18 protein-coding genes are annotated in these 18329 nt (G+C 71.8%); 15 read left to right on the forward strand and 3 right to left on the reverse strand.

Features of this window, described 5'->3' with window-relative positions:
- Window positions 1–7 precede the first annotated feature (7 nt).
- The 15 genes from KBC94_RS15915 (at window position 8) to KBC94_RS15985 (ending at window position 15202) form a co-directional block, all read left to right on the forward strand.
- On the forward strand, window positions 8–874 hold the full coding sequence (locus KBC94_RS15915) for a hydrogenase expression/formation protein (RefSeq protein WP_294372046.1): 867 nt from the start codon (window positions 8–10) through the stop codon (window positions 872–874).
- Between the two features lie 85 nt (window positions 875–959).
- Window positions 960–1172: a rubredoxin gene (locus KBC94_RS15920; RefSeq protein ID WP_294372049.1), complete on the forward strand. Its 213-nt coding sequence runs from the start codon at window positions 960–962 to the stop codon at window positions 1170–1172.
- Window positions 1169–1657: a [NiFe]-hydrogenase assembly chaperone HybE gene (gene hybE / locus KBC94_RS15925; protein WP_294372052.1), complete on the forward strand. Its 489-nt coding sequence runs from the start codon at window positions 1169–1171 to the stop codon at window positions 1655–1657. The genes KBC94_RS15920 and hybE overlap by 4 nt, the downstream gene beginning before the upstream one ends.
- On the forward strand, window positions 1654–2769 hold the full coding sequence (locus KBC94_RS15930) for a hydrogenase maturation factor HoxV/HupK (RefSeq protein WP_294372054.1): 1116 nt from the start codon (window positions 1654–1656) through the stop codon (window positions 2767–2769). The genes hybE and KBC94_RS15930 overlap by 4 nt, the downstream gene beginning before the upstream one ends.
- On the forward strand, window positions 2762–3106 hold the full coding sequence (locus KBC94_RS15935) for a hydrogenase maturation nickel metallochaperone HypA (RefSeq protein WP_294372057.1): 345 nt from the start codon (window positions 2762–2764) through the stop codon (window positions 3104–3106). Before KBC94_RS15930 ends, KBC94_RS15935 begins: the two co-directional genes overlap by 8 nt.
- A gap of 10 nt (window positions 3107–3116) precedes the next feature.
- Window positions 3117–4076, forward strand: a complete 960-nt coding sequence (hypB, locus tag KBC94_RS15940) for a hydrogenase nickel incorporation protein HypB (protein ID WP_294372059.1) — start codon at window positions 3117–3119, stop codon at window positions 4074–4076.
- Window positions 4076–5197, forward strand: a complete 1122-nt coding sequence (locus tag KBC94_RS15945) for a carbamoyltransferase HypF (protein ID WP_294372062.1) — start codon at window positions 4076–4078, stop codon at window positions 5195–5197. The genes hypB and KBC94_RS15945 overlap by 1 nt, the downstream gene beginning before the upstream one ends.
- Complete coding sequence (locus tag KBC94_RS15950; protein WP_294372064.1) at window positions 5188–5415, forward strand: HypC/HybG/HupF family hydrogenase formation chaperone; 228 nt, start codon at window positions 5188–5190, stop codon at window positions 5413–5415. The genes KBC94_RS15945 and KBC94_RS15950 overlap by 10 nt, the downstream gene beginning before the upstream one ends.
- Window position 5416: 1 nt before the next feature.
- Window positions 5417–6565, forward strand: coding sequence for a hydrogenase formation protein HypD (gene hypD / locus KBC94_RS15955; RefSeq protein WP_294372067.1), 1149 nt, complete (start codon window positions 5417–5419; stop codon window positions 6563–6565).
- Window positions 6566–6624: 59 nt separating this feature from the next.
- The gene (hypE, locus tag KBC94_RS15960) at window positions 6625–7620 is read left to right on the forward strand and encodes a hydrogenase expression/formation protein HypE (protein ID WP_294372411.1); all 996 of its coding nucleotides are present in this window, start codon (window positions 6625–6627) and stop codon (window positions 7618–7620) included.
- A 162-nt stretch (window positions 7621–7782) separates the two neighbouring features.
- Window positions 7783–9231, forward strand: coding sequence for a sigma-54 dependent transcriptional regulator (locus tag KBC94_RS15965; protein ID WP_294372070.1), 1449 nt, complete (start codon window positions 7783–7785; stop codon window positions 9229–9231).
- 11 nt (window positions 9232–9242) lie between these two features.
- Entirely contained in the window at window positions 9243–10256 is a 1014-nt protein-coding gene (locus tag KBC94_RS15970; protein ID WP_294372073.1) for a HupU protein, read from the forward strand.
- A 4-nt stretch (window positions 10257–10260) separates the two neighbouring features.
- Window positions 10261–11721, forward strand: coding sequence for a nickel-dependent hydrogenase large subunit (locus KBC94_RS15975; protein WP_294372076.1), 1461 nt, complete (start codon window positions 10261–10263; stop codon window positions 11719–11721).
- 50 nt (window positions 11722–11771) lie between these two features.
- Entirely contained in the window at window positions 11772–13076 is a 1305-nt protein-coding gene (locus KBC94_RS15980; protein WP_366934718.1) for an ATP-binding protein, read from the forward strand.
- 38 nt (window positions 13077–13114) lie between these two features.
- Window positions 13115–15202, forward strand: coding sequence for a TonB-dependent receptor (locus KBC94_RS15985; protein ID WP_294372081.1), 2088 nt, complete (start codon window positions 13115–13117; stop codon window positions 15200–15202).
- A 66-nt stretch (window positions 15203–15268) separates the two neighbouring features.
- On the opposite strand, the gene KBC94_RS15990 is transcribed toward KBC94_RS15985, so the two are convergent.
- The 3 genes from KBC94_RS15990 to KBC94_RS16000 form a co-directional block, all read right to left on the reverse strand.
- Complete coding sequence (locus tag KBC94_RS15990; RefSeq protein ID WP_294372084.1) at window positions 15269–16012, reverse strand: alpha/beta fold hydrolase; 744 nt, start codon at window positions 16010–16012, stop codon at window positions 15269–15271.
- Window positions 16005–17021: a tripartite tricarboxylate transporter substrate binding protein gene (locus KBC94_RS15995; RefSeq protein ID WP_294372089.1), complete on the reverse strand. Its 1017-nt coding sequence runs from the start codon at window positions 17019–17021 to the stop codon at window positions 16005–16007. The genes KBC94_RS15990 and KBC94_RS15995 overlap by 8 nt, the downstream gene beginning before the upstream one ends.
- A 101-nt stretch (window positions 17022–17122) precedes the next feature.
- A complete protein-coding gene (locus tag KBC94_RS16000; protein ID WP_294372091.1) occupies window positions 17123–18328 on the reverse strand; it encodes a LysR family transcriptional regulator in 1206 nt (401 codons plus the stop codon).
- Window position 18329: the final 1 nt, after the last annotated feature.

The raw sequence follows: 18329 nt of genomic DNA on the forward strand, positions 1-18329 counted from the left end.
ACGCCCCATGAAAGACTTCCCCATCCCCGTGCGCAGCATCGGCCCCGGCAGCCAGGTCGAGGACGAGGTGCTCGACTACATGCCCATGCCTCAGGGCATGGAGACCTTCCGCGCGCCGCGGATGCCGGAACCCGAGGAACTCGCCGGCCGCGAGCGTGCCCATGCGGCGTTGCGCGAGGCACTGGCCCAGCTGGAGACCGTCTGCCAGGGCGCCGGCAACCGCCAGGTCGACCTGGCTGGCCTCGACGCTGCCGACCTCGCGCTGGTGAACCAGGTGCTCGGCGAGGGTGAGGTCAGCGCCGTGGTGCATGCGGCCGACGAAGCCGGGCATGTCGTTCAGGTGCAGGAGGCGGTGTTCGCCGGTGTCTGGCGCGTGGTGACGACGGCGCATGGCCGTGTGCTGTCCGACATGATCGAGCTCGGTCCCATCCCCGAGGTGCTCAAGCTTGCGGCCCGCCAGGACGTGGACCCGGTGGTGCCGCACTGGCAGGGCGAGCTGCCCCCCAACGTGCAGAACGCCCCGGCCCTGCTCGCCGAGATCGAGGACCAATGGCGCCTGTGGCACCCGGGCCAGGCGGCCCATGTGGTCAACCTCACGCTGCTGCCCATGTCGGTGGAGGACATCGGCTTTCTCGACCACCACCTGGGCACCGGCCGCGTGCTCATCCTGTCGCGCGGCTATGGCAACTGCCGCATCACCAACACGCTGCGGCCCCACACCTGGCGGGTCGTCTACTACAACTCGCAGGACGTGGTCATCCTGAACACCGTGGAGATCAGCGAACTCCCGGAGGTGGCCCAGGCGGCCGCCGAGGATCTCGCGGACTCGCTGGAGCGCCTGACGGAAGTGCTGGCATGGGTGGAGCACGCATGACCGCGTTCCGGGCGGCGCTGCGTCTCCCTGCCGGCACCCATGCCCTCGGGGCGACGGACGTCGCCGAGGCAGGCGAGGGACGCCCATGAGCTTCGAGGGCAGCTACCTGGGCGATGCCGCGCGGCTGCCGGCCGACGCGCGGCTGGAGTGCAAGATCTGCTGGTGGGTCTACGACCCGGCCCTGGGCGACGAGGTCTGGCAGGTGCCGCCCGGCACCGCCTTCGCCGAGCTGCCGGCCTGGTGGCGCTGCCCACAGTGCGATGGCGATGCAGAGCAGTTCATGGTGCTGTCGCCATGACCGAGCTGGCGGCGCGTGTGCAGGCCCTGGTGGCGCTGTTCCGCCACGTCGAGCGCACCCGCATGGCAGGTGTGCCGGTGCTCAACGCCGCCCTGCAGGTCGAGGCCGTGGGCTTCGAGCCCGTGCCGGCCGAGCCGGACGAGCCCCCCGCTGCGGTGGGCGTGCTGCTGACGCCCTGGTTCATGAACCTCGTGTGGCTGCCGCTACAGCCCGACGCTCGGGCCGACCGGGTGGGGCAGGGCAGGGTGAGGGCCGTGGGCGCCACGCGCTTCGAGTTCATCGGCGCCCACGCACCCGGACTGGGCGCCTACGAGGCCTGCTCGTTGGCATCGCCGATGTTCGCGTTCCCCGACCAGGCCCAGGCCCGTGCCACCGCCCGGGCGGTCCTGGCCGATTTGCGGCTGGCCGCGCCCCCCGCCCCGCCCGTTGCTCAAGGCCGCCGCGGCTTCCTGCTCGGCCGCTCGGCCGTGGAGACGCGGCCATGAGCGAGCTGGACCGCCTCGCCGGCGTGCTGCGTCTGCGTCCTGGAGCGGCCCGGCCGGGCAGCGTGCGCAACGACCGGCCCGACTGGGCCGGCAGGCTGACACTCGGCAAGCCGTCGGCCGAGGTGCCCGGGCTTCTGGCCGGCCTCTACAGCCTCTGCGGCCATGCCCATCGGCTGTGCGCGCAGATGGCGCTGCAGGCGGCGGAGCACGGCGAAGCGCCTGCCGATGCCGCGGCGGCCGGCGCGCTGCAGCACGAGACCCTGTGCGAACACGTGCGCCGTATCGCGCTGGACTGGCCCGCCGCGCTCTCGCCGGTTGCAGCGGCTGCGGCGACATCGTCACTGCAGGCTTGCCCGCCGCTGCGCGTGCGAGAAGCCGATCCGCGCGACACCCTCGAGTGGCTGCAGCAGCATCTGCTGGCCATGCCGGCAGCCGACTGGCTGCGCAGCTGGGATGTGTCACCCGACTGGTGGGCCGACTGGAGCACGCGCAGCCAAGGCTGGTTGCCCGCACTGGCGCGCGACGCACGCCCTGGCGCCGACTGGCCGGTGCCCGCCGCCGCACCGCTCCATGTGCACGCCGACGCCGCGTCGCTGCGTGGGCTCGCCGCCCGCCTGCGCGCCACGCCCAGCTTCACCCGCCAGCCGCTCTGGCAAGACCACGTTGCCGAGACCGGCAGCTGGACCCGCCTGAACGATGCTGCTCGCCCCATGCCCCCGACGCCCTGGCAGCGGCTGGGCGCGCGCGTGGCCGAGCTGGTGCGGCTGAGCCTGCCCGACGAGCCGGGTCGCAGCGGCAGCGGCTGGCTGGCATTCGGCGCGCTTCAGATCACGCCGGGCGAAGGGCTGGCGTGGGCGGAGATGGCGCGCGGCCTGCTCGTCCACCACACCAGTCTGGACGAGACAGGGCGTGTGGCCGCCTACCACGTCCTCGCGCCGACGGAATGGAACTTCCATGCCCAGGGTCCCGTCGCCACCGCGCTGGAGCGCCTGCGCCCGGCGCACGGCCCCTTTGCGCAGCGTCGCATCGCGGCGCTGATGGCGGCTTACGATCCCTGCGTGCGCTTCGAGGTGGAGGCGCCGCCGATGGAAGAGGAACGCGCCCATGCATGAAGCCAGCCTGGCCGGAGGCATCCTGAAACTCGTGGAAGACGCCGCGCAGCGGGAAGGCTTCCGGCGCGTGACGGCGCTGCGGCTGGAGGCCGGGCGGCTGGCCGGCGTTGAGGTGCGGGCCCTGCGCTTCGCGCTGGAAGCCATCGCGCCCGGCACGGTGATGCAGGGCGCCGAGATCGCCATCGACGAACCCGAAGGCCAGGCCTGGTGCCTGCCGTGCGCCGCCACCGTGCCGCTGGCACAACGCGGCGACCCCTGCCCCCGATGCGCCCGCCACCAGCTCCAGCCGACCGGTGGAACGGAGCTGCGCGTGCTTGACCTGTTGGTCGACGATTGAGGAGACGACGATGTGTGTGGTGTGCGGATGCGCCGATGCCGGCGCCGGAGCAACGAAGGCCCATGGCCATGAACACAGCCATGGCGATGAACATGGCCATGGTCACGATCACGGCCATGTGCAGGTGGATCCGGCGCATGGCGACCTGCATTTCGGTGCGGGCGCTGCGCGCGTGTCGGTGCCGGGCATGAGCCAGGCGCGCACGGTCAAGCTGGAGGCCGACATCCTGGGCGAGAACCGCCGCATCGCGCGGCAGAACCGAAGCCACTTCCAGGCTCACGGCGTGACGGCGCTCAACCTGCTGTCCAGCCCAGGCTCGGGCAAGACGACGCTGCTGTGCGCCACCATCGAGGCGCTCAAGCGCCGCGCGCCCGGCGTGGACGTGGCCGTCATCGAAGGCGACCAGCAGACCAGCTTCGACGCCGACCGCATCCGCGCCACCGGCGCGCCGGCCATCCAGGTCAACACCGGCAAGGGCTGCCACCTGGACGCGCCCATGGTGGCCGAGGCCTTCGGCCAGCTGCACAGCCACGATCACCACCACCACGGCCATGGCGAGGCGGCCGGCAGCCTGCTCTTCATCGAGAACGTCGGCAACCTCGTCTGCCCGGCGCTGTGGGACCTGGGCGAGGCGGCCAAGGTGGTCGTGCTGTCGGTGACCGAGGGCGAGGACAAGCCGCTGAAGTACCCGGACATGTTCGCCGCCGCCGAGCTGATGGTGCTCAACAAGGTGGACCTGCTGCCGCACCTGCGCTTCGACGTGCAGCGCTGCATCGACATGGCCCGGCGCGTGAATCCGACGCTGCAGGTCATCCAGCTCTCGGCAACGACCGGCGAAGGCATGGACGCCTGGCTGGACTGGCTGCTCGAATGGACGGCGCCCAGGGATGACAGCCAGGCGGCGCTGCGTGCCCGGGTCGCCGCGCTCGAAGCCGAACTCTCCCATGCCCGCGCCGCCCTGGACCGCTGATGCCGGCCGTCCTCGCTTTCGGCGCCTGGCTCAAGAACGCCGCCTGCCTGCTGGACGGCAGCACCCCGCAGTGGTCGCCGGTGCATGGCGACCTGGGTGACCCCGAGGCATGCCGCGCGCTGGAAGCATCGGTCCGGCTCTTGGCGGCGCAGGCACGCCGGCCGCTGGCCGGCATCGCACACGATCTGCATCCGGACTTCTTCAGCACCCGCCTGGCCGTCGAGCTGGCCGCCGCCTGGGGCGTGCCGGCGGTGCCCGTGCAGCATCACCATGCCCACATCGGTGTCGTCATGGCCGACCATGGCCTGGAGGAACCCGTTCTTGGCCTGGCTCTCGACGGCGTCGGACTGGGCACCGACGGCACGGCCTGGGGCGGCGAGCTGCTGTGGGTGGCGCCGCGCGAATGGCGCCGCATCGGCGGGCTGTGGCCGCTGCAGCTGCCCGGCGGCGACGTGGCCGCGCGCGAGCCCTGGCGCATGGCGGCGTCGGCCCTGCAGGCCCTGGGGCGCGGCGGCGAGATCGCGGCGCGATTCGCGCCCGTCGTCGGCGCGCCGGCCGCCAAGGCCGTGCAGCGCATGCTGGCCGCGGGGCTGAACTGTCCCGTCACCAGCAGTGCCGGCCGCTGGTTCGACGCCGCCGCGGGTGCGCTCGGCCTGAGCGTCAGGCAGGCGCACGAGGCCAAGGCGGCCATCGCGCTGGAGAAGCTCGCGGCGCAGCACCTGGCGCAGGCCGAGGTGCAGCCCCGAGAAGACCTCGTCGATCCCCAGGCCCTGCAGCGCCTGGACCTGCGACCGCTGCTCGGCCACTTGCTTGCCCACCCGCTCGACGGCCCTGCGGCGCCCGAGGCGGCGGCGTGGTTCCACCTGTCGCTGGCCCATGCCCTCGCCGACTGGGCGGCGGCCGCGGCGCGCGAGACCGGCGTGCGCACCGTCTGCCTCGGCGGCGGCTGCTTCTTCAACGCGGTGCTGGCAACGCACGTGACCGGGCGGCTCGCGTCGCACGGCCTGCGTGTGCTGGCGCCGCGATCCACGAACTGCGGCGACGCCGGCCTGGCCCTGGGCCAGGCCTGGGTCGCCGCCTGCCAACTGGCAACCCTGACCGAGGCCGCCCCATGTGCCTAGCCATTCCCACCCGTCTGATCGAGATCCGCCCGGGCGCACAGGCCCTCGTCGACCTCGGCGGCATCCGCAAGCAGATCTCCATCGCCCTCGTGCCCGAGGCGGTGGTGGGCGACTACGTGATCGTCCATGTCGGCCACGCCATCGGCCGGATCGACCCGGAGGAGGCCGAGCGCACGCTGCGCATGTTCGGCGAACTCGCCGCGCAGGAGGCCCAGTGACATGAAGTACATCGACGAGTTCCGCGATGGCGACATCGCCCGCAAGATCGCCGACCGGCTGCAGGCCGAGGCGTTGCCCGACCGGCAGTACAGCTTCATGGAGTTCTGCGGCGGCCACACGCACGCCATCTCGCGCTACGGCGTGGCCGAGCTGCTGCCGGCCAACGTGCGCATGGTGCACGGCCCCGGCTGCCCGGTGTGCGTGCTGCCCATCGGCCGCATCGACCTGGCCATCCAGCTGGCGCTGGCGCGCGGCGCGATCGTCTGCACCTACGGCGACACCATGCGGGTGCCGGCCTCGGACGGCCTGTCGCTGGTGCGGGCCAAGGCGCGCGGCGGCGACATCCGCATGGTCTATTCCGGCGCCGATGCGCTGGAGATCGCGCGCCGCGAGCCGGACCGCGAGGTCGTCTTCTTTGCCATCGGCTTCGAGACGACGACACCGCCCACCGCCGTCACCATCCGGCGGGCGAAGGAAGAAGGGCTCAAGAACTTCAGCGTGCTGTGCTGCCATGTGCTGACGCCGGCGGCCATCACCCACATCCTCGAATCGCCCGAGGTGCGCCAGTACGGCACCGTGCCGCTGGACGGCTTCGTCGGCCCGGCACACGTGAGCATCGTCATCGGCTCGGCCCCCTACGAGCCCTTCGCCGCGGCCTATCGCAAGCCGGTGGTCATCGCCGGCTTCGAGCCGCTGGACGTGATGCAGGCCGTGCTGATGCTGGTGCGCCAGGTCAACGACGGCCGGGCGGAGGTGGAGAACGAGTTCACCCGCGCCGTCAACCGCCAGGGCAACCGCCACGCGCAGGCACTGGTCGACGAGGTGCTGGAACTGCGGCCGAGCTTCGAATGGCGCGGCCTGGGCGAAGTGCCGCACAGCGCGCTCAGGATCCGGCCGGCCTATGCCGAATTCGACGCCGAGCTTCGCTTCGGCCTGGACTACCGCGCCGTGCCGGACAACAAGGCCTGCGAATGCGGCGCCATCCTGCGCGGCGTGAAGAAGCCGACCGACTGCAGGATCTTCGGCACCGTCTGCACGCCCGAAAACCCGGTCGGTTCGTGCATGGTGTCCTCCGAAGGCGCCTGCGCGGCGCACTACTCGTATGGGCGCTTCCGGGACATCCCGGTGCGCGTGGAGGCCGTGGCGTGAACGCCCCGGCGAAGAAGGGCTACATCCGCCCGCTGGACATCCGCCACGGCCGCGTGGACATGAGCCACGGCGCGGGCGGCCGGGCCTCGGCCCAGCTGATCGAGGAGCTGTTCCAGGCGGCGCTGGCCAACGAATGGCTGGCGCAGGGCAACGACGGCGCGGCCTTCGCGATTCCCCAGGGGGCCCGCATGGTGATGGCCACCGATGCCCATGTCGTCTCGCCGCTTTTCTTTCCCGGCGGCGACCTGGGCGCGCTGGCCGTGCACGGCACGATCAACGACGTGGCCATGTGCGGCGCGAAGCCGCTGTACCTGTCGGCCAGCTTCATCCTGGAAGAGGGCTTCCCGCTTGCCGAGCTCAAGCGCGTGGTGGACTCCATGGCCGCCGCCGCGCGCGAGGCGGGCGTGCCCGTCATCACCGGCGACACCAAGGTGGTGGAGCAGGGCAAGGGCGACGGCGTGTTCATCAGTACGACCGGCATCGGCGTGGTGCCGGCAGGCGTGGACGTGTCGGGCGCCAACGCCCGGCCGGGCGACGTGGTCCTGCTGTCCGGCACCATCGGCGACCATGGCGTGGCGGTGCTGTCCCAGCGCGAGTCGCTGGAGTTCGAGACGACCATCGAGTCGGACTCCGCCGCGCTGCACGGGCTGGTGGCCGACATGCTGGCCGCCGCGCCGGGCGGCGTGCGTGTGCTGCGCGATCCGACACGCGGCGGCCTGGCGACGACCCTCAACGAGATCGCCCGCCAGTCCGGCGTGGGCATGCTGCTGGAGGAGGCCGCCATCCCGGTCAGGCCGCAGGTCGATGCGGCCTGCGAGCTGCTGGGGCTGGATCCGCTCTACGTGGCCAACGAGGGCAAACTGGTGGCCGTCTGCGCGCCCGAGGCGGCCGGGGCCGTGCTGGCGGCCATGCGCGCACATGCGCATGGCAGGGCGGCCGCGCGCATCGGCAGCGTCACCGAAGACCCCCACCAGTTCGTGCAGATGGCCACCCGCTTCGGTGGCCGCCGGGTGGTGGACTGGCTCAGCGGCGAGCAGCTGCCACGCATCTGCTGATGCCTGCGGCACAGGGAGCGGCCGGCACCCTGTCGCACAATCCGGCGCACCGCCGCCGGCCACACGGCGCATCGCCCCCATCGCCAGGAACAACGCCCCGCATGCACCGCAACTTCTTCGGCTTCGATCCCCGCCGCCCGGCGCGCGGTGTCACCGCCTGACATGGACCCCGCTCAGCCCCTGCCCGTCGTGCTGGTCGTCGACGACGAGGTGCGCTCGCAGGATGCGATGCGTCGCACGCTGGACGAGGACTTCGTGGTGCTCACTGCCAGCGGCGCCGACCAGGCCCGCATCCACCTGGAGCGGCAGGAGGTGAGCGTCATCCTGTGCGACCAGCGCATGCCCGGCCTCAGCGGCGTGGCCTTCCTGAAGGAGGTGCGCGAGCGCTGGCCCGACACCGTGCGCATCGTCATCTCGGGCTACACCGATTCCGAGGACATCATTGCCGGCATCAACGACGCCGGCATCTACCAGTACATCCTCAAACCCTGGATCCCCCAGCACCTGCTGGGCACGGTGCGCAACGCGGCCGAGGCCCGCACGCTGCAGCGCGACATGAGCCGGCTCGATCTGGAGCTGCGCACCAGCACGTCGGTGTTGCGCTGGCGGGCCGAACACAAGCTCGACCGCGCCCGCGCCACCTTCGATTTCGACCGCATCGAGCGCCTGCCCGGCAGCCCGATGGATGCCGTCTGTGCGCTGGCCGGGCGCATTGCGCGGGTGGACCTGAGCGTGCTGATACAGGGCGAGTCGGGCACCGGCAAGGAGCTGCTGGCGCGCGCCATGCATTACGCCAGCCCACGCGCGGCCGGTGCGTTCGTGGTCGAGAACTGCGCGGCTCTGACGGACACGCTGCTCGAATCGGAACTCTTCGGCCACAAGCGGGGCGCTTTCACCGGCGCCTTCGAGGACCATGTCGGCCTGTTCCAGCGCGCCCACGGCGGCACGATCTTCCTGGACGAGATCGGCGAGACCTCGCCCGCCTTCCAGCTGCGGCTGCTGCGCGTGCTTCAGGAAGGCGAGGTGCGGCCCGTCGGTGCCACGCGCGTGGTGCCGGTGGACGTGCGGGTGATCGCCGCCACCCACCGCGACCTGGAGCAGCGCGTGCGCGACGGCCTGTTCCGCGAAGACCTCTACTACCGCATCGCCTGCGTCACCTTCACCGTGCCGCCCTTGCGCGAGCGCAGCGGCGACATCGGGCCCATCGCCCGGCGCCTGCTGGCCGAGATCGGTCCCGCGCTCGGCCGCGGCGCGGTCCGGCTGGGCGACGACGCCCTGGCGGCGCTGCTGGCCTATCCGTGGCCGGGCAACATCCGCGAGCTGCGCAACGAGATCTCGCGCGCCGTGGCCCTGGGTGAGGGCGAGGAAATGACCGCCGCCGCCTTCTCCTCGCGCGTGCTGCAGGGGCAGGCCGGGCGCAGCGTCCAGGCCCAGGCCCAGGCTCTGCCGTCCAGCGGCACCCTGGCCGAGCGGCTGGATGCCGTGGAGGCCATGCTGCTGCGAGAGACGCTGCTGCGCCACCGCTGGAACAAGACCCGGGCAGCACTGGAGCTCGGCCTGTCGCGCGTAGGCCTGCGCGGCAAGATGAAGCGCTTCGGCCTCGAGGATTGAAGGAGACCGACATGACGCAAACCGACCCCTTCAACGTGCTCTGGCTGCAGTCGGGCGGCTGCGGCGGCTGCAGCATGTCGCTGCTGTGCGCCGACACCACGGACTTCCACGGGCTGCTGCGCGACGCCGGAATCCGGTTGCTGTGGCATCCCTCGCTGTCGCTGGAGACGGGCGGCGACGTGGTGGCGATCCTGGACGACGTGCTGGAAGGCCGGGTGCGGCTCGATGCGCTGTGCGTGGAAGGTGCGCTGCTGCGCGGCCCCAACGGCACGGGGCGCTTCCATGTGCTGGCGGGCACGGGCCTGCCGATGATCCACTGGGTCCAGCGCCTGGCCGAGCGGGCCGGCGTGGTCGCGGCCATCGGCAGCTGCGCGGCCTGGGGCGGCATCACGGCGGGCGGCGCCAATCCGACCGATGCCTGTGGCCTGCAGTACGAAGACGACCGTATCGGCGGCCTGCTGGGCGCCGGCTTCCGGTCTCGCGAGGGCCTGCCCGTGGTCAACGTGGCCGGGTGCCCGACCCATCCCGGATGGGTGATCGACACCTTGATGGCCATGGCCGCGGGCGAGTTGACGGCCGATGCGCTGGACGCGCTGGGCCGGCCGCGGCTGTATGCCGACCAGCTGGTCCACCACGGCTGCACCCGCAACGAGTTCTACGAGTTCAAGGCCAGCGCGGAGAAGCCCTCCGACCTCGGCTGCATGATGGAGCACATGGGCTGCAAGGGCACGCAGGTGCATGCGGACTGCAACACGCGGCTGTGGAACGGGGAGGGCTCTTGCACGCGTGGCGGCTATGCCTGCATCGCCTGCACCGAGCCCGGCTTCCAGGAGCCCGGGCATCCCTTCCACGAGACGCCCAAGATCGCCGGCATCCCCATCGGCCTGCCCACCGACATGCCCAAGGCCTGGTTCGTCGCACTGGCCTCGCTGTCCAAGTCGGCCACGCCCCGGCGCGTGAAGCTCAACGCCACGGCCGACCACCGCGTCGTCACGCCGGCCATCCGCCGGACACGGCTGAAGTGAACGCATGACGCGGCTTCTCGTCGGACCGTTCAACCGCGTCGAGGGCGACCTCGAGGTCACGCTCGACATTGCCGAGGGCCGTGTGCGCGCAGCCCACGTCAATGCACCCATGTACCGGGGCTTCGAGCAGATCCTGCGCGGCAAGTCGCCACACGATGCGCTGGTGTTCGTGCCGCGCATCTGCGGCATCTGTTCGGTCTCGCAGTCGGTCGCCGCGGCGCATGCGCTGGCCGACCTGGCCGGCGCGGCGATGCCGCCCAACGGCCGCCACGTGACCAACACGATCCTCGCCATCGAGAACCTGGCCGACCACCTGACCCACTTCTACCTGTTCTTCATGCCCGACTTCACGCGCGCCGCCTATGCCGGCCGCCCCTGGCATGCCGAGGCGGTGGAGCGCTTCACCGCCGGGCGCGGTGAGCAGGTGCGAAAGGCCATCGCGGCGCGCCAGCGCTGGTTCGAGCTGCTGGGCACGCTGGCCGGCAAATGGCCCCACACCCAGAGCCTGGAGCCGGGCGGCTCGTCGCGGGCCATCGAGCCCGCCGAGCGCACCCGGCTGCTGGCGCGGGTGCGCGAGTTCCGGAATTTCCTGGAACGCGAGCTCTTCGGCGGCACCACGCTGGAAGCCTTCGACGCGCTGCCCGACGAGGAGGCCCTGTGGACCTGGCACGCCCACCAGCCCGCGCGCGGCGACTTCCGCCTTTTCCTCAGCGCCATGCTCGATCCGGTGCTCGCTGCCCTCGGACCCGGCCCGGGGCGCTACCTGAGCTATGGCGCATATCCGCAGCCCGACGGCACTCACGGCTTCGCGGCCGGCCTGTGGGATGCGACGCTCGGCGCCCTGCAGCCGCTGGACACGGCCGCGATCACCGAGGACGCCACGCATGCCTGGCTGCTGGACGCCGGCGGCCCTCGCCACCCGCGTTCGGGCCTGACCGAGCCCGACGCCGACAAGCCCGGTGCCTACACCTGGAACAAGGCGCCGCGCCTGGCCGGCCAGGTCGTGGAGACCGGCGCCATCGCCCGCCAGCTCGCCGCGGGCCATGCGCTGGTGCACGATGCCGTGCGCCGCCATGGCGGCACCGTGTTCACGCGTGTGCTGGCCCGCGTGCTGGAGCTGGCCCGCGTGGTGCCTCGCATCGAGGGCTGGCTGCAGGCGCTGCAGCCCGGCGAGCCCTACTGCGTGCCCGCGGCATTGCCCGACGAGGGCGAAGGCATGGGCCTGAACGAGGCCGCACGGGGCGCACTCGGCCACTGGCTGCAGGTGCGTGGCGGCCGGATCGCCAACTACCAGATCGTGGCGCCGACCAGCTGGAACTTCTCCCCGCGCGACGCCGCCGGCACGCCCGGCGCCCTGGAACAGGCCCTGGTCGACGCGCCGGTGCAGGACGGCGAGACCACGCCGGTGGCCATCCAGCACATCGTGCGCTCCTTCGACCCCTGCATGGTCTGCACGGTGCACTGATGCCTCGCCCCCGCCGCACGGACACGCCACCGCCCCTGCCTCCGCAAGGCATGGACGACGCCGCCTGGGTCGACGTGATCCAGAAGATGGACGAGGTCTATTCCCAGCTGGTCACCGACGAGATCGAGCTGGAGAAGAAGAACGCCGAGCTGGAGCAGTCGCAGCAGTTCATCTTCAGCGTGCTGTCGGCGATGTCGGACGTGCTGGTCGTCTGCGATGCCCAGGGGCTGATCGAGGAGACCAACGCCGCGCTGTGCGAGCTGGTGGGCCGCAGTGACCAGCAGTTGCGCGGCACCTCGCTGTACGACCTGCTGGCCGACGAGACGAGTGTGGCCGCAGCCCGTTCGGTGATGGCCAACCGCAGCCCAACCCGGCGCGGTGAATCCATCGAGCTGAACCTGCGCGGTGCGGGCGGCGAGGGCGTGCCGGTGGATGCCAACTGCACGCCGCGCTTCGCGGCGTCGCAGCGCCGCGTCGGCACCGTGCTGGTGGCCCGCCCGACGGCCGAGATCCGCCGCGCCTACGAGGAGCTGCGCACCGCCCACGAGGCGCTCAAGCGCACGCAGCAGCAGCTGCTGCATTCCGAGAAGATGGCCTCGCTCGGGCGACTGGTGGCGGGCGTGGCGCACGAGCTAAACAATCCCATCAGCTTCGTCCTCGGCAACGTGCACGCCCTGAGCCGCTACAGCGAGCGGCTGCGCGACTACCTGCAGGCCGTGCACGAGGGCCGCGACGCCGACGAACGCCAGGCCATGCGCACGAGGCTGCGCGTCGACCACATCCTGGACGACCTGCCGTCGCTGCTGGAAGGCACGCTGGAAGGCGCGCAGCGCACGGCCGACATCGTCAACGGCCTGAAACGCTTTTCGGCCATCGATCCCGAGACCCGCCAGGATATCGACCTGAACGAGGTGGTCGACCGCGCCGTGCTCTGGGTCACCAAGGGCGCGCCGAGCGGCCTGAAGCTGGACTGGCGGCGAGGGGCACCCTGCTGGATCCATGGCAATGCGGGACAGCTCCAGCAGGTCGTCATGAACCTGCTCCAGAACGCACTCGATGCCACGGCCGAACAGTCAGGCCAGGCGCCGGAGGTTCGCATCGAGATCGTCACGTCCGACACGCATGCGCATCTGCGGGTGGCCGACAACGGTCCCGGCGTTTCGCCCGCCCATCTGTCCCGCATCTTCGAACCCTTCTTCACGACCAAGCCGGTGGGCAAGGGGACGGGGCTGGGCCTGTCCATCAGCTACGGGATCGTGGAGCGCCACGGCGGACTGCTGCGTGCGCAGAACCTGCCTTCGGGTGGCGCGTGCTTCGAGTTCACGCTGGACCGGCTTGCAGGGCGTGCGCCCTGATGCGTCCCGGGCCATGCGTCACTGCCAGAGGAAGACCCTTGCGCACATTCCTTCTCCCTTGCGCCGCATTGCCTGTCGCAGCGCTCCTCACCGGCGTGCCGGCCTGGGGCCAGGACGGCCACCTGCCCGAGGTGTCGGTGCGGGGCCCACGCGATGCGGCCATCGGCACCGCCGACTCCGCCAGCGAGGGCGCGGCCGAGAAGGCCTCGTTCCAGGCCCGTCCCAAGCTGCGGCCGGGCGACATCGTGGAAGCCGTCCCCGGCGTCGTGGCCACCCAGCACTCCGGCGACGGCAAGGCCAACCAGTACTTTCTGCGGGGCTTCAACCTCGACCATGGGACCGACTTCGCGGTGACGGTCGACGGGATGCCGGTGAACATGCCCACGCATGGACACGGCCAGGGCTTCGCCGACCTCAACTTCCTGATCCCCGACCTCGTGTCGGGCGTTCGCTACCGCAAGGGCCCCTATTTCGTGGACAGCGGCGACTTCTCGCTGGCCGGCAGCGCCTCCCTGGACTACGTCAGCGCACTCGAGGCCCCCTTCGCGGAAGTCACGCTCGGCAGCCACAACTTCCGGCGGCTGCTCGCCGCGGGCTCGCGCACGGTTGCGGACCAGACCTGGCTCGGCGCCGTGGAACTGGAGGGCAACGACGGCCCCTGGGACACGCCCGAGCGGCTGCGCAAGGCCAATGCCGTGGTCCGCTATTCGCAGGGATCGCCCACGCGCGGCCTGAGCATCACCGGCATGGCCTACCAGAGCCGCTGGAATTCGACCGACCAGATTCCTGAGCGGCTGGTCGACAGCGGCGAGCTGTCCCGCTTCGGCTCGCTCGACCCCACGGACGGCGGCAGGACGCGTCGCCTCAGCCTGTCGGGCAAGTGGTTCGAGAACGGCCCGCAGGGCAACACGCAGATCAGCGCCTATGCCATCGATTACCGCTTCGACCTGTTCTCGGACTTCACCTACTTCCTGGACCGGCCCGACACCGGCGATCAGTTCGAGCAGACCGACCGGCGGCGCATCTTCGGTGCGCAGGCGTCGCACAGCCTGCCGAACCGGCTGGGCGGGCTCGACGGCATCCTGAGCTTCGGCGCGCAGTGGCGCGGCGACCGCATCGGGGAGGTCGGCCTCTACGACACCGTGGCGCGTCAGCGCACGGCGACGGTGCGCAACGACAGGGTGTCCCAGGACCTGATGTCGATCTACGGGCAGCAACTGGTGAACTTCACCGAGCGCCTGCGGGGCTATGTGGGCATGCGCGGCGACCTGCTGCGCTACACGGTCGATGGGCGTGAGCCGATCTACGGCCCGGTGAACAGCGGCCGCGGCCACGACGCGCTGGCGAGTCCCAAGGCCGGGCTGGCCTTCACGATGACCCCCGCGCACGAGTTCTACCTCAATGCAGGTGTCGGCTTCCACAGCAACGACGTGCGCGGCGCCACCATCCAGCTCGATCCGCAGAGCGGCCTGCCGGCCGAGCGGGTGCCGGCGCTGGTCAAGGGCCGCGGGGCCGAGATCGGCTGGCGTTTCCAGCCCGATGGCGACTTCACCGCCACGGTCGCGCTCTGGCAACTCCGGCTGGACTCCGAGCTGGTCTATGTCGGCGACGCCGGCACTACGGAGCCGGGCCGTGCCAGCGCCCGGCGGGGCATCGAGGCCACGCTGCGATGGAAGGTCGATCGACGTTGGCGGCTGGAGGCCGACGCCGCGTTGTCGCGTGCGCGCTTTCGCGGCCTCGCGCCCGAAGGCGAAGGCAACTTCATCGACAACGCCGTCGAGCGCGTCCTGGCCGCCGGCCTGACCTACACCGATGGCCCGCTCACCGCATCGCTGCGCCTGCGGTATCTGGGGCCGCGCGCGCTGGACACGCTGGACAGCGTCCGCTCCAGGTCCACCACCCTGCTGAACTTCGGTGCCCGCTATGCCGTCAACCGCCACCTGACGCTGGGCCTCGACTGGTTCAACCTCACCCGACGCAAGGGCAACGACATCGAGTACTTCTATGCGTCGTGCACGGCCGGCGAGCTGGCGCGGGGCGAATGCGGCAGCGGCGGCATCGAAGGCCGGCACATCCATCCGATGGAGCCGCGCAGCGCGAGGATCAGCGCCCGCTGGTCGTTCTGAGCGCCGCGGCGCAGACAAGGTCCGGGCTCACCACAAGACCCGACCCAGCGGGCACCTGGAACGGGGTCATCGGAGCCATCGCCCCAGCGCGGCTGCGACCGCCCCCGGCTGCTCCATGGTGCTCATATGCCCGCATTCCTCCACCACCACCAGCTGCGCACCGGGGATGTGGCGCTGCATCTCCTCATGGCGCGACAGCGGGCTCCAGCCATCCTCGCGGCCGCACAGCAGCAGCGTCGGCACGCGGATGCCGGCCATCAGGTCCGTGGCGTCGGGCCGTTGGAGCAGGGCGCGGATCTGCGCCTCGAACTGGGCGGGCGTGAAGCGCTCGATCATGTCCAGGATCCGCGCGAACACCGGCGAATCCCAGCGCGCCGGATGCACCATGCCTCGGGCCCATTGGTGGCCCATGGCGCGCATGCCGTCCGCCCGGGCCAGCGCCAGAAGCGCCATGCGCTGGGTGGCCTCGGCCTCGCCGGTCGCGCCGGCGGGGCGCGCCTGGTAGCCGGTATCCAGCAGCGCAAGCCGCTGCACGCGGTGGGGCGCCTGCCGCCAGATCTCCAGCGCACAGCGGCCGCCCATGCTGTGGCCGGCGACGCTGAAAGCCTGCCCGGCCGGCAGCATCGCGATCGCCTGCCGGGCCATGTCCTCGATAGTGTCGGCTGCGCCGTGCCGGGCGACGACGCAGTCGGCGACCGGTGCCAGGGCCTGCACCTGGGCATCCCAGACGGCTTCATCGCACAGCAGGCCCGGGATCAGCAGCAGCAAGGGACGGGACGGCTGCGACGGGGTGGTGGGCGCATCAGTCAAGCTTGGCTCCCGACTTGAGGACGATCTGCGCCCAGAGCGCCTTCTCCGCCACGACGAAGCGGGCGAATTCTTCCGGCGTGCTGGCCACCACCTCCGCGCCGGTCGGGCGGATCTGCGCCTCGACCTCGGGCGTGTGGAGCGCACGGGCCGTGGCCGCCTGCAGCGGATGCACCATGGCGGCGGGCGTGCCCCTGGGTGCCCACAGGCCGTACCAGTTGGTCAGCACATAGCCCGGCAGCCCGGACTCGACCATCGTCGGCAGGTCCGGCAGCATCGCCATGCGGGCCTGCGAGGTCACCGCCAGCGCCCGCAGCCGGCCCGCGCGCACCTGCTGCATCGACGAGGAGGCCGAGTCGAACATCACCTGGATCTGCCCGCCGATCAGGTCGGTCTGGGCGGGCGCGGCGCCCCGGTAGGGCACGTGCACCATGTCGACGCCCGCGAGTTGCTTGAGCAGTTCGCCCGCCAGATGGGCGGCGCCCGCGTTGCCGGAGGAGCCGAAGGAGAGCGCACCCGGATGCGCCTTGGCATAGGCGATGAGGCCCCGCACATCGCGCACCGGCAGCTGCGGATTCACCAGCAGCAGCATTGGCACACGGGTGAGTTGCGTGATGGGCGCGAAGTCCTCGATCACGTCGAAGCCGACATGCTTGAACAGCGCGGGATAGGTGACGTGCACCGAGGCGTTGACGAGCAGCGTCTCGCCGTCGGGCCGCGCCTGGGCCACGGCCTGGGCACCGAGCATGCCCCCGCCGCCCGGGCGGTTGTCGACCAGGAAGGGCGTGCCGAGCGCCTGTTGCAGGCCCTGCGCGGTGATCCGCGCGATCTGGTCGGCCGGCCCGCCGGGCGGATGCGGCACGATGACACGCACCGGCCCCTTCGATGCGGACTGCGCCCGCGCGGCCCAGGGCAGCCAGGGCAGGGCGCTGGCTGCCAGCGCCGTGGCCAGGGCCCGCCGGCGGCCGGGTTGTGCGGGCGGCTGTGTGCGCCCGGTGTTGCCTGGGATCATGTCGTCTCCTGTCGATGCGGGCTCCAGCCCGAGCGTCGCAGGATGCCCTCCAGCGCAGCGCGCAACCATGCGCGTGCGCCCCTTTCCATGCGTTCTGCCTGTCACCGTCGCGGGGCCGCCGCGGCGGCCAACGCCTCCTGGAACGCCGCGAGGGCGGGGGTCGGCGCGAAGCCGGTGCGCACGGTGAAGCCGATGGCCCGCGGCGGATGCGGCAGCGCGACCTGGAGCGTCGCGAGCAGCCCGGCCTGAAGCTCGCCGTGCCACTGGCTCGGCGGCGCCACCGCCAGCCGGTCGCTCTGTTGCAGCAACGTCGCGATCAGCGCCGGACTGTTGATGTGCACGCCGCTCGGGGCGGGCAGGTTGTGGGCATCGAAGGCGCGGGCCAGCGCCTCCCAGGCGGGCGAGCCCGCCATCGGCAACACCCATTGGGCACGCCCCAGGTCGGCCAGGCGCATCCGGCGACGCGTCAGCAGCGGGTGGCCGGCGCGAACCAGAAACGCCAGCGGGTCATGGAAGAGCTGCACCTGTCGCAGGTCCGCTGGCACCTGGGGCCGTAAGGCGCCCACCATGATGTCGATCTGCGCCTGCTGCAGGCTGCTGCGCAAGGTGTCGTAGGTACCGTCCACCACCGACAGCTGCAACTCGGGCCAGCGCGCACTGACGTGCTGCAGCGCCGCGGAGACCACGGCGCCGGTGGAGTAGGGCAGCGTGCCGATGGCCAGGCGGCCACGCAGCCGACCGCGGGCGGCTGCGGCATCTTCGGCCAGCGCCTGCATCTCGCGCAACGCCAGCGCCGCATGGTGGGCCACCCAGGCGCCACGGCTGGTGGGGCGCAGGCCGCCGGCCAGACGGTCGAACAGCGGCTCGCCCGCCAGGTGTTCCACCTGCGCCAGTGCCTGCTGCACCGAGGCCTGCGCCATGCCCAGCCGCGACGCCGCGCGGCGCTGACTGCCGGCGGTGGCCAGCAGCACCACCACGTCCAGCTGGCGCTCGCTCACCTGGGCGGCCAGGCGACCGCCGCCGACCGCCGTCCGCCAGGGCCCTGCATCCGCACGCGCGAGGTGGGCCAGGGTCTCGCGCATGCGCGCGAAGAGCGGCGCGCCCTGCGCGGTCGGCCGCATGCCGTGGCGGCTGCGTTCGAAGAGGCGCAGGCCCAGCGCCGCTTCCATCTGCGCGATGGCGCGCGCCACGGTGGGCTGCGACAGGTGCAGCGCCCCGGCTGCGGCGGTCGTGCTGCCGTGCGCGGCCACCGCCATGGCCGCGCGCAAGGACCGCAGCGTCGGCAGGGCTGCCTCTGCAGGGACCATG

The sequence above is a fragment of the Pseudacidovorax sp. genome (assembly GCF_017991995.1).
In the GTDB taxonomy this organism is placed as follows: Bacteria; Pseudomonadota; Gammaproteobacteria; order Burkholderiales; family Burkholderiaceae_C; genus Xenophilus.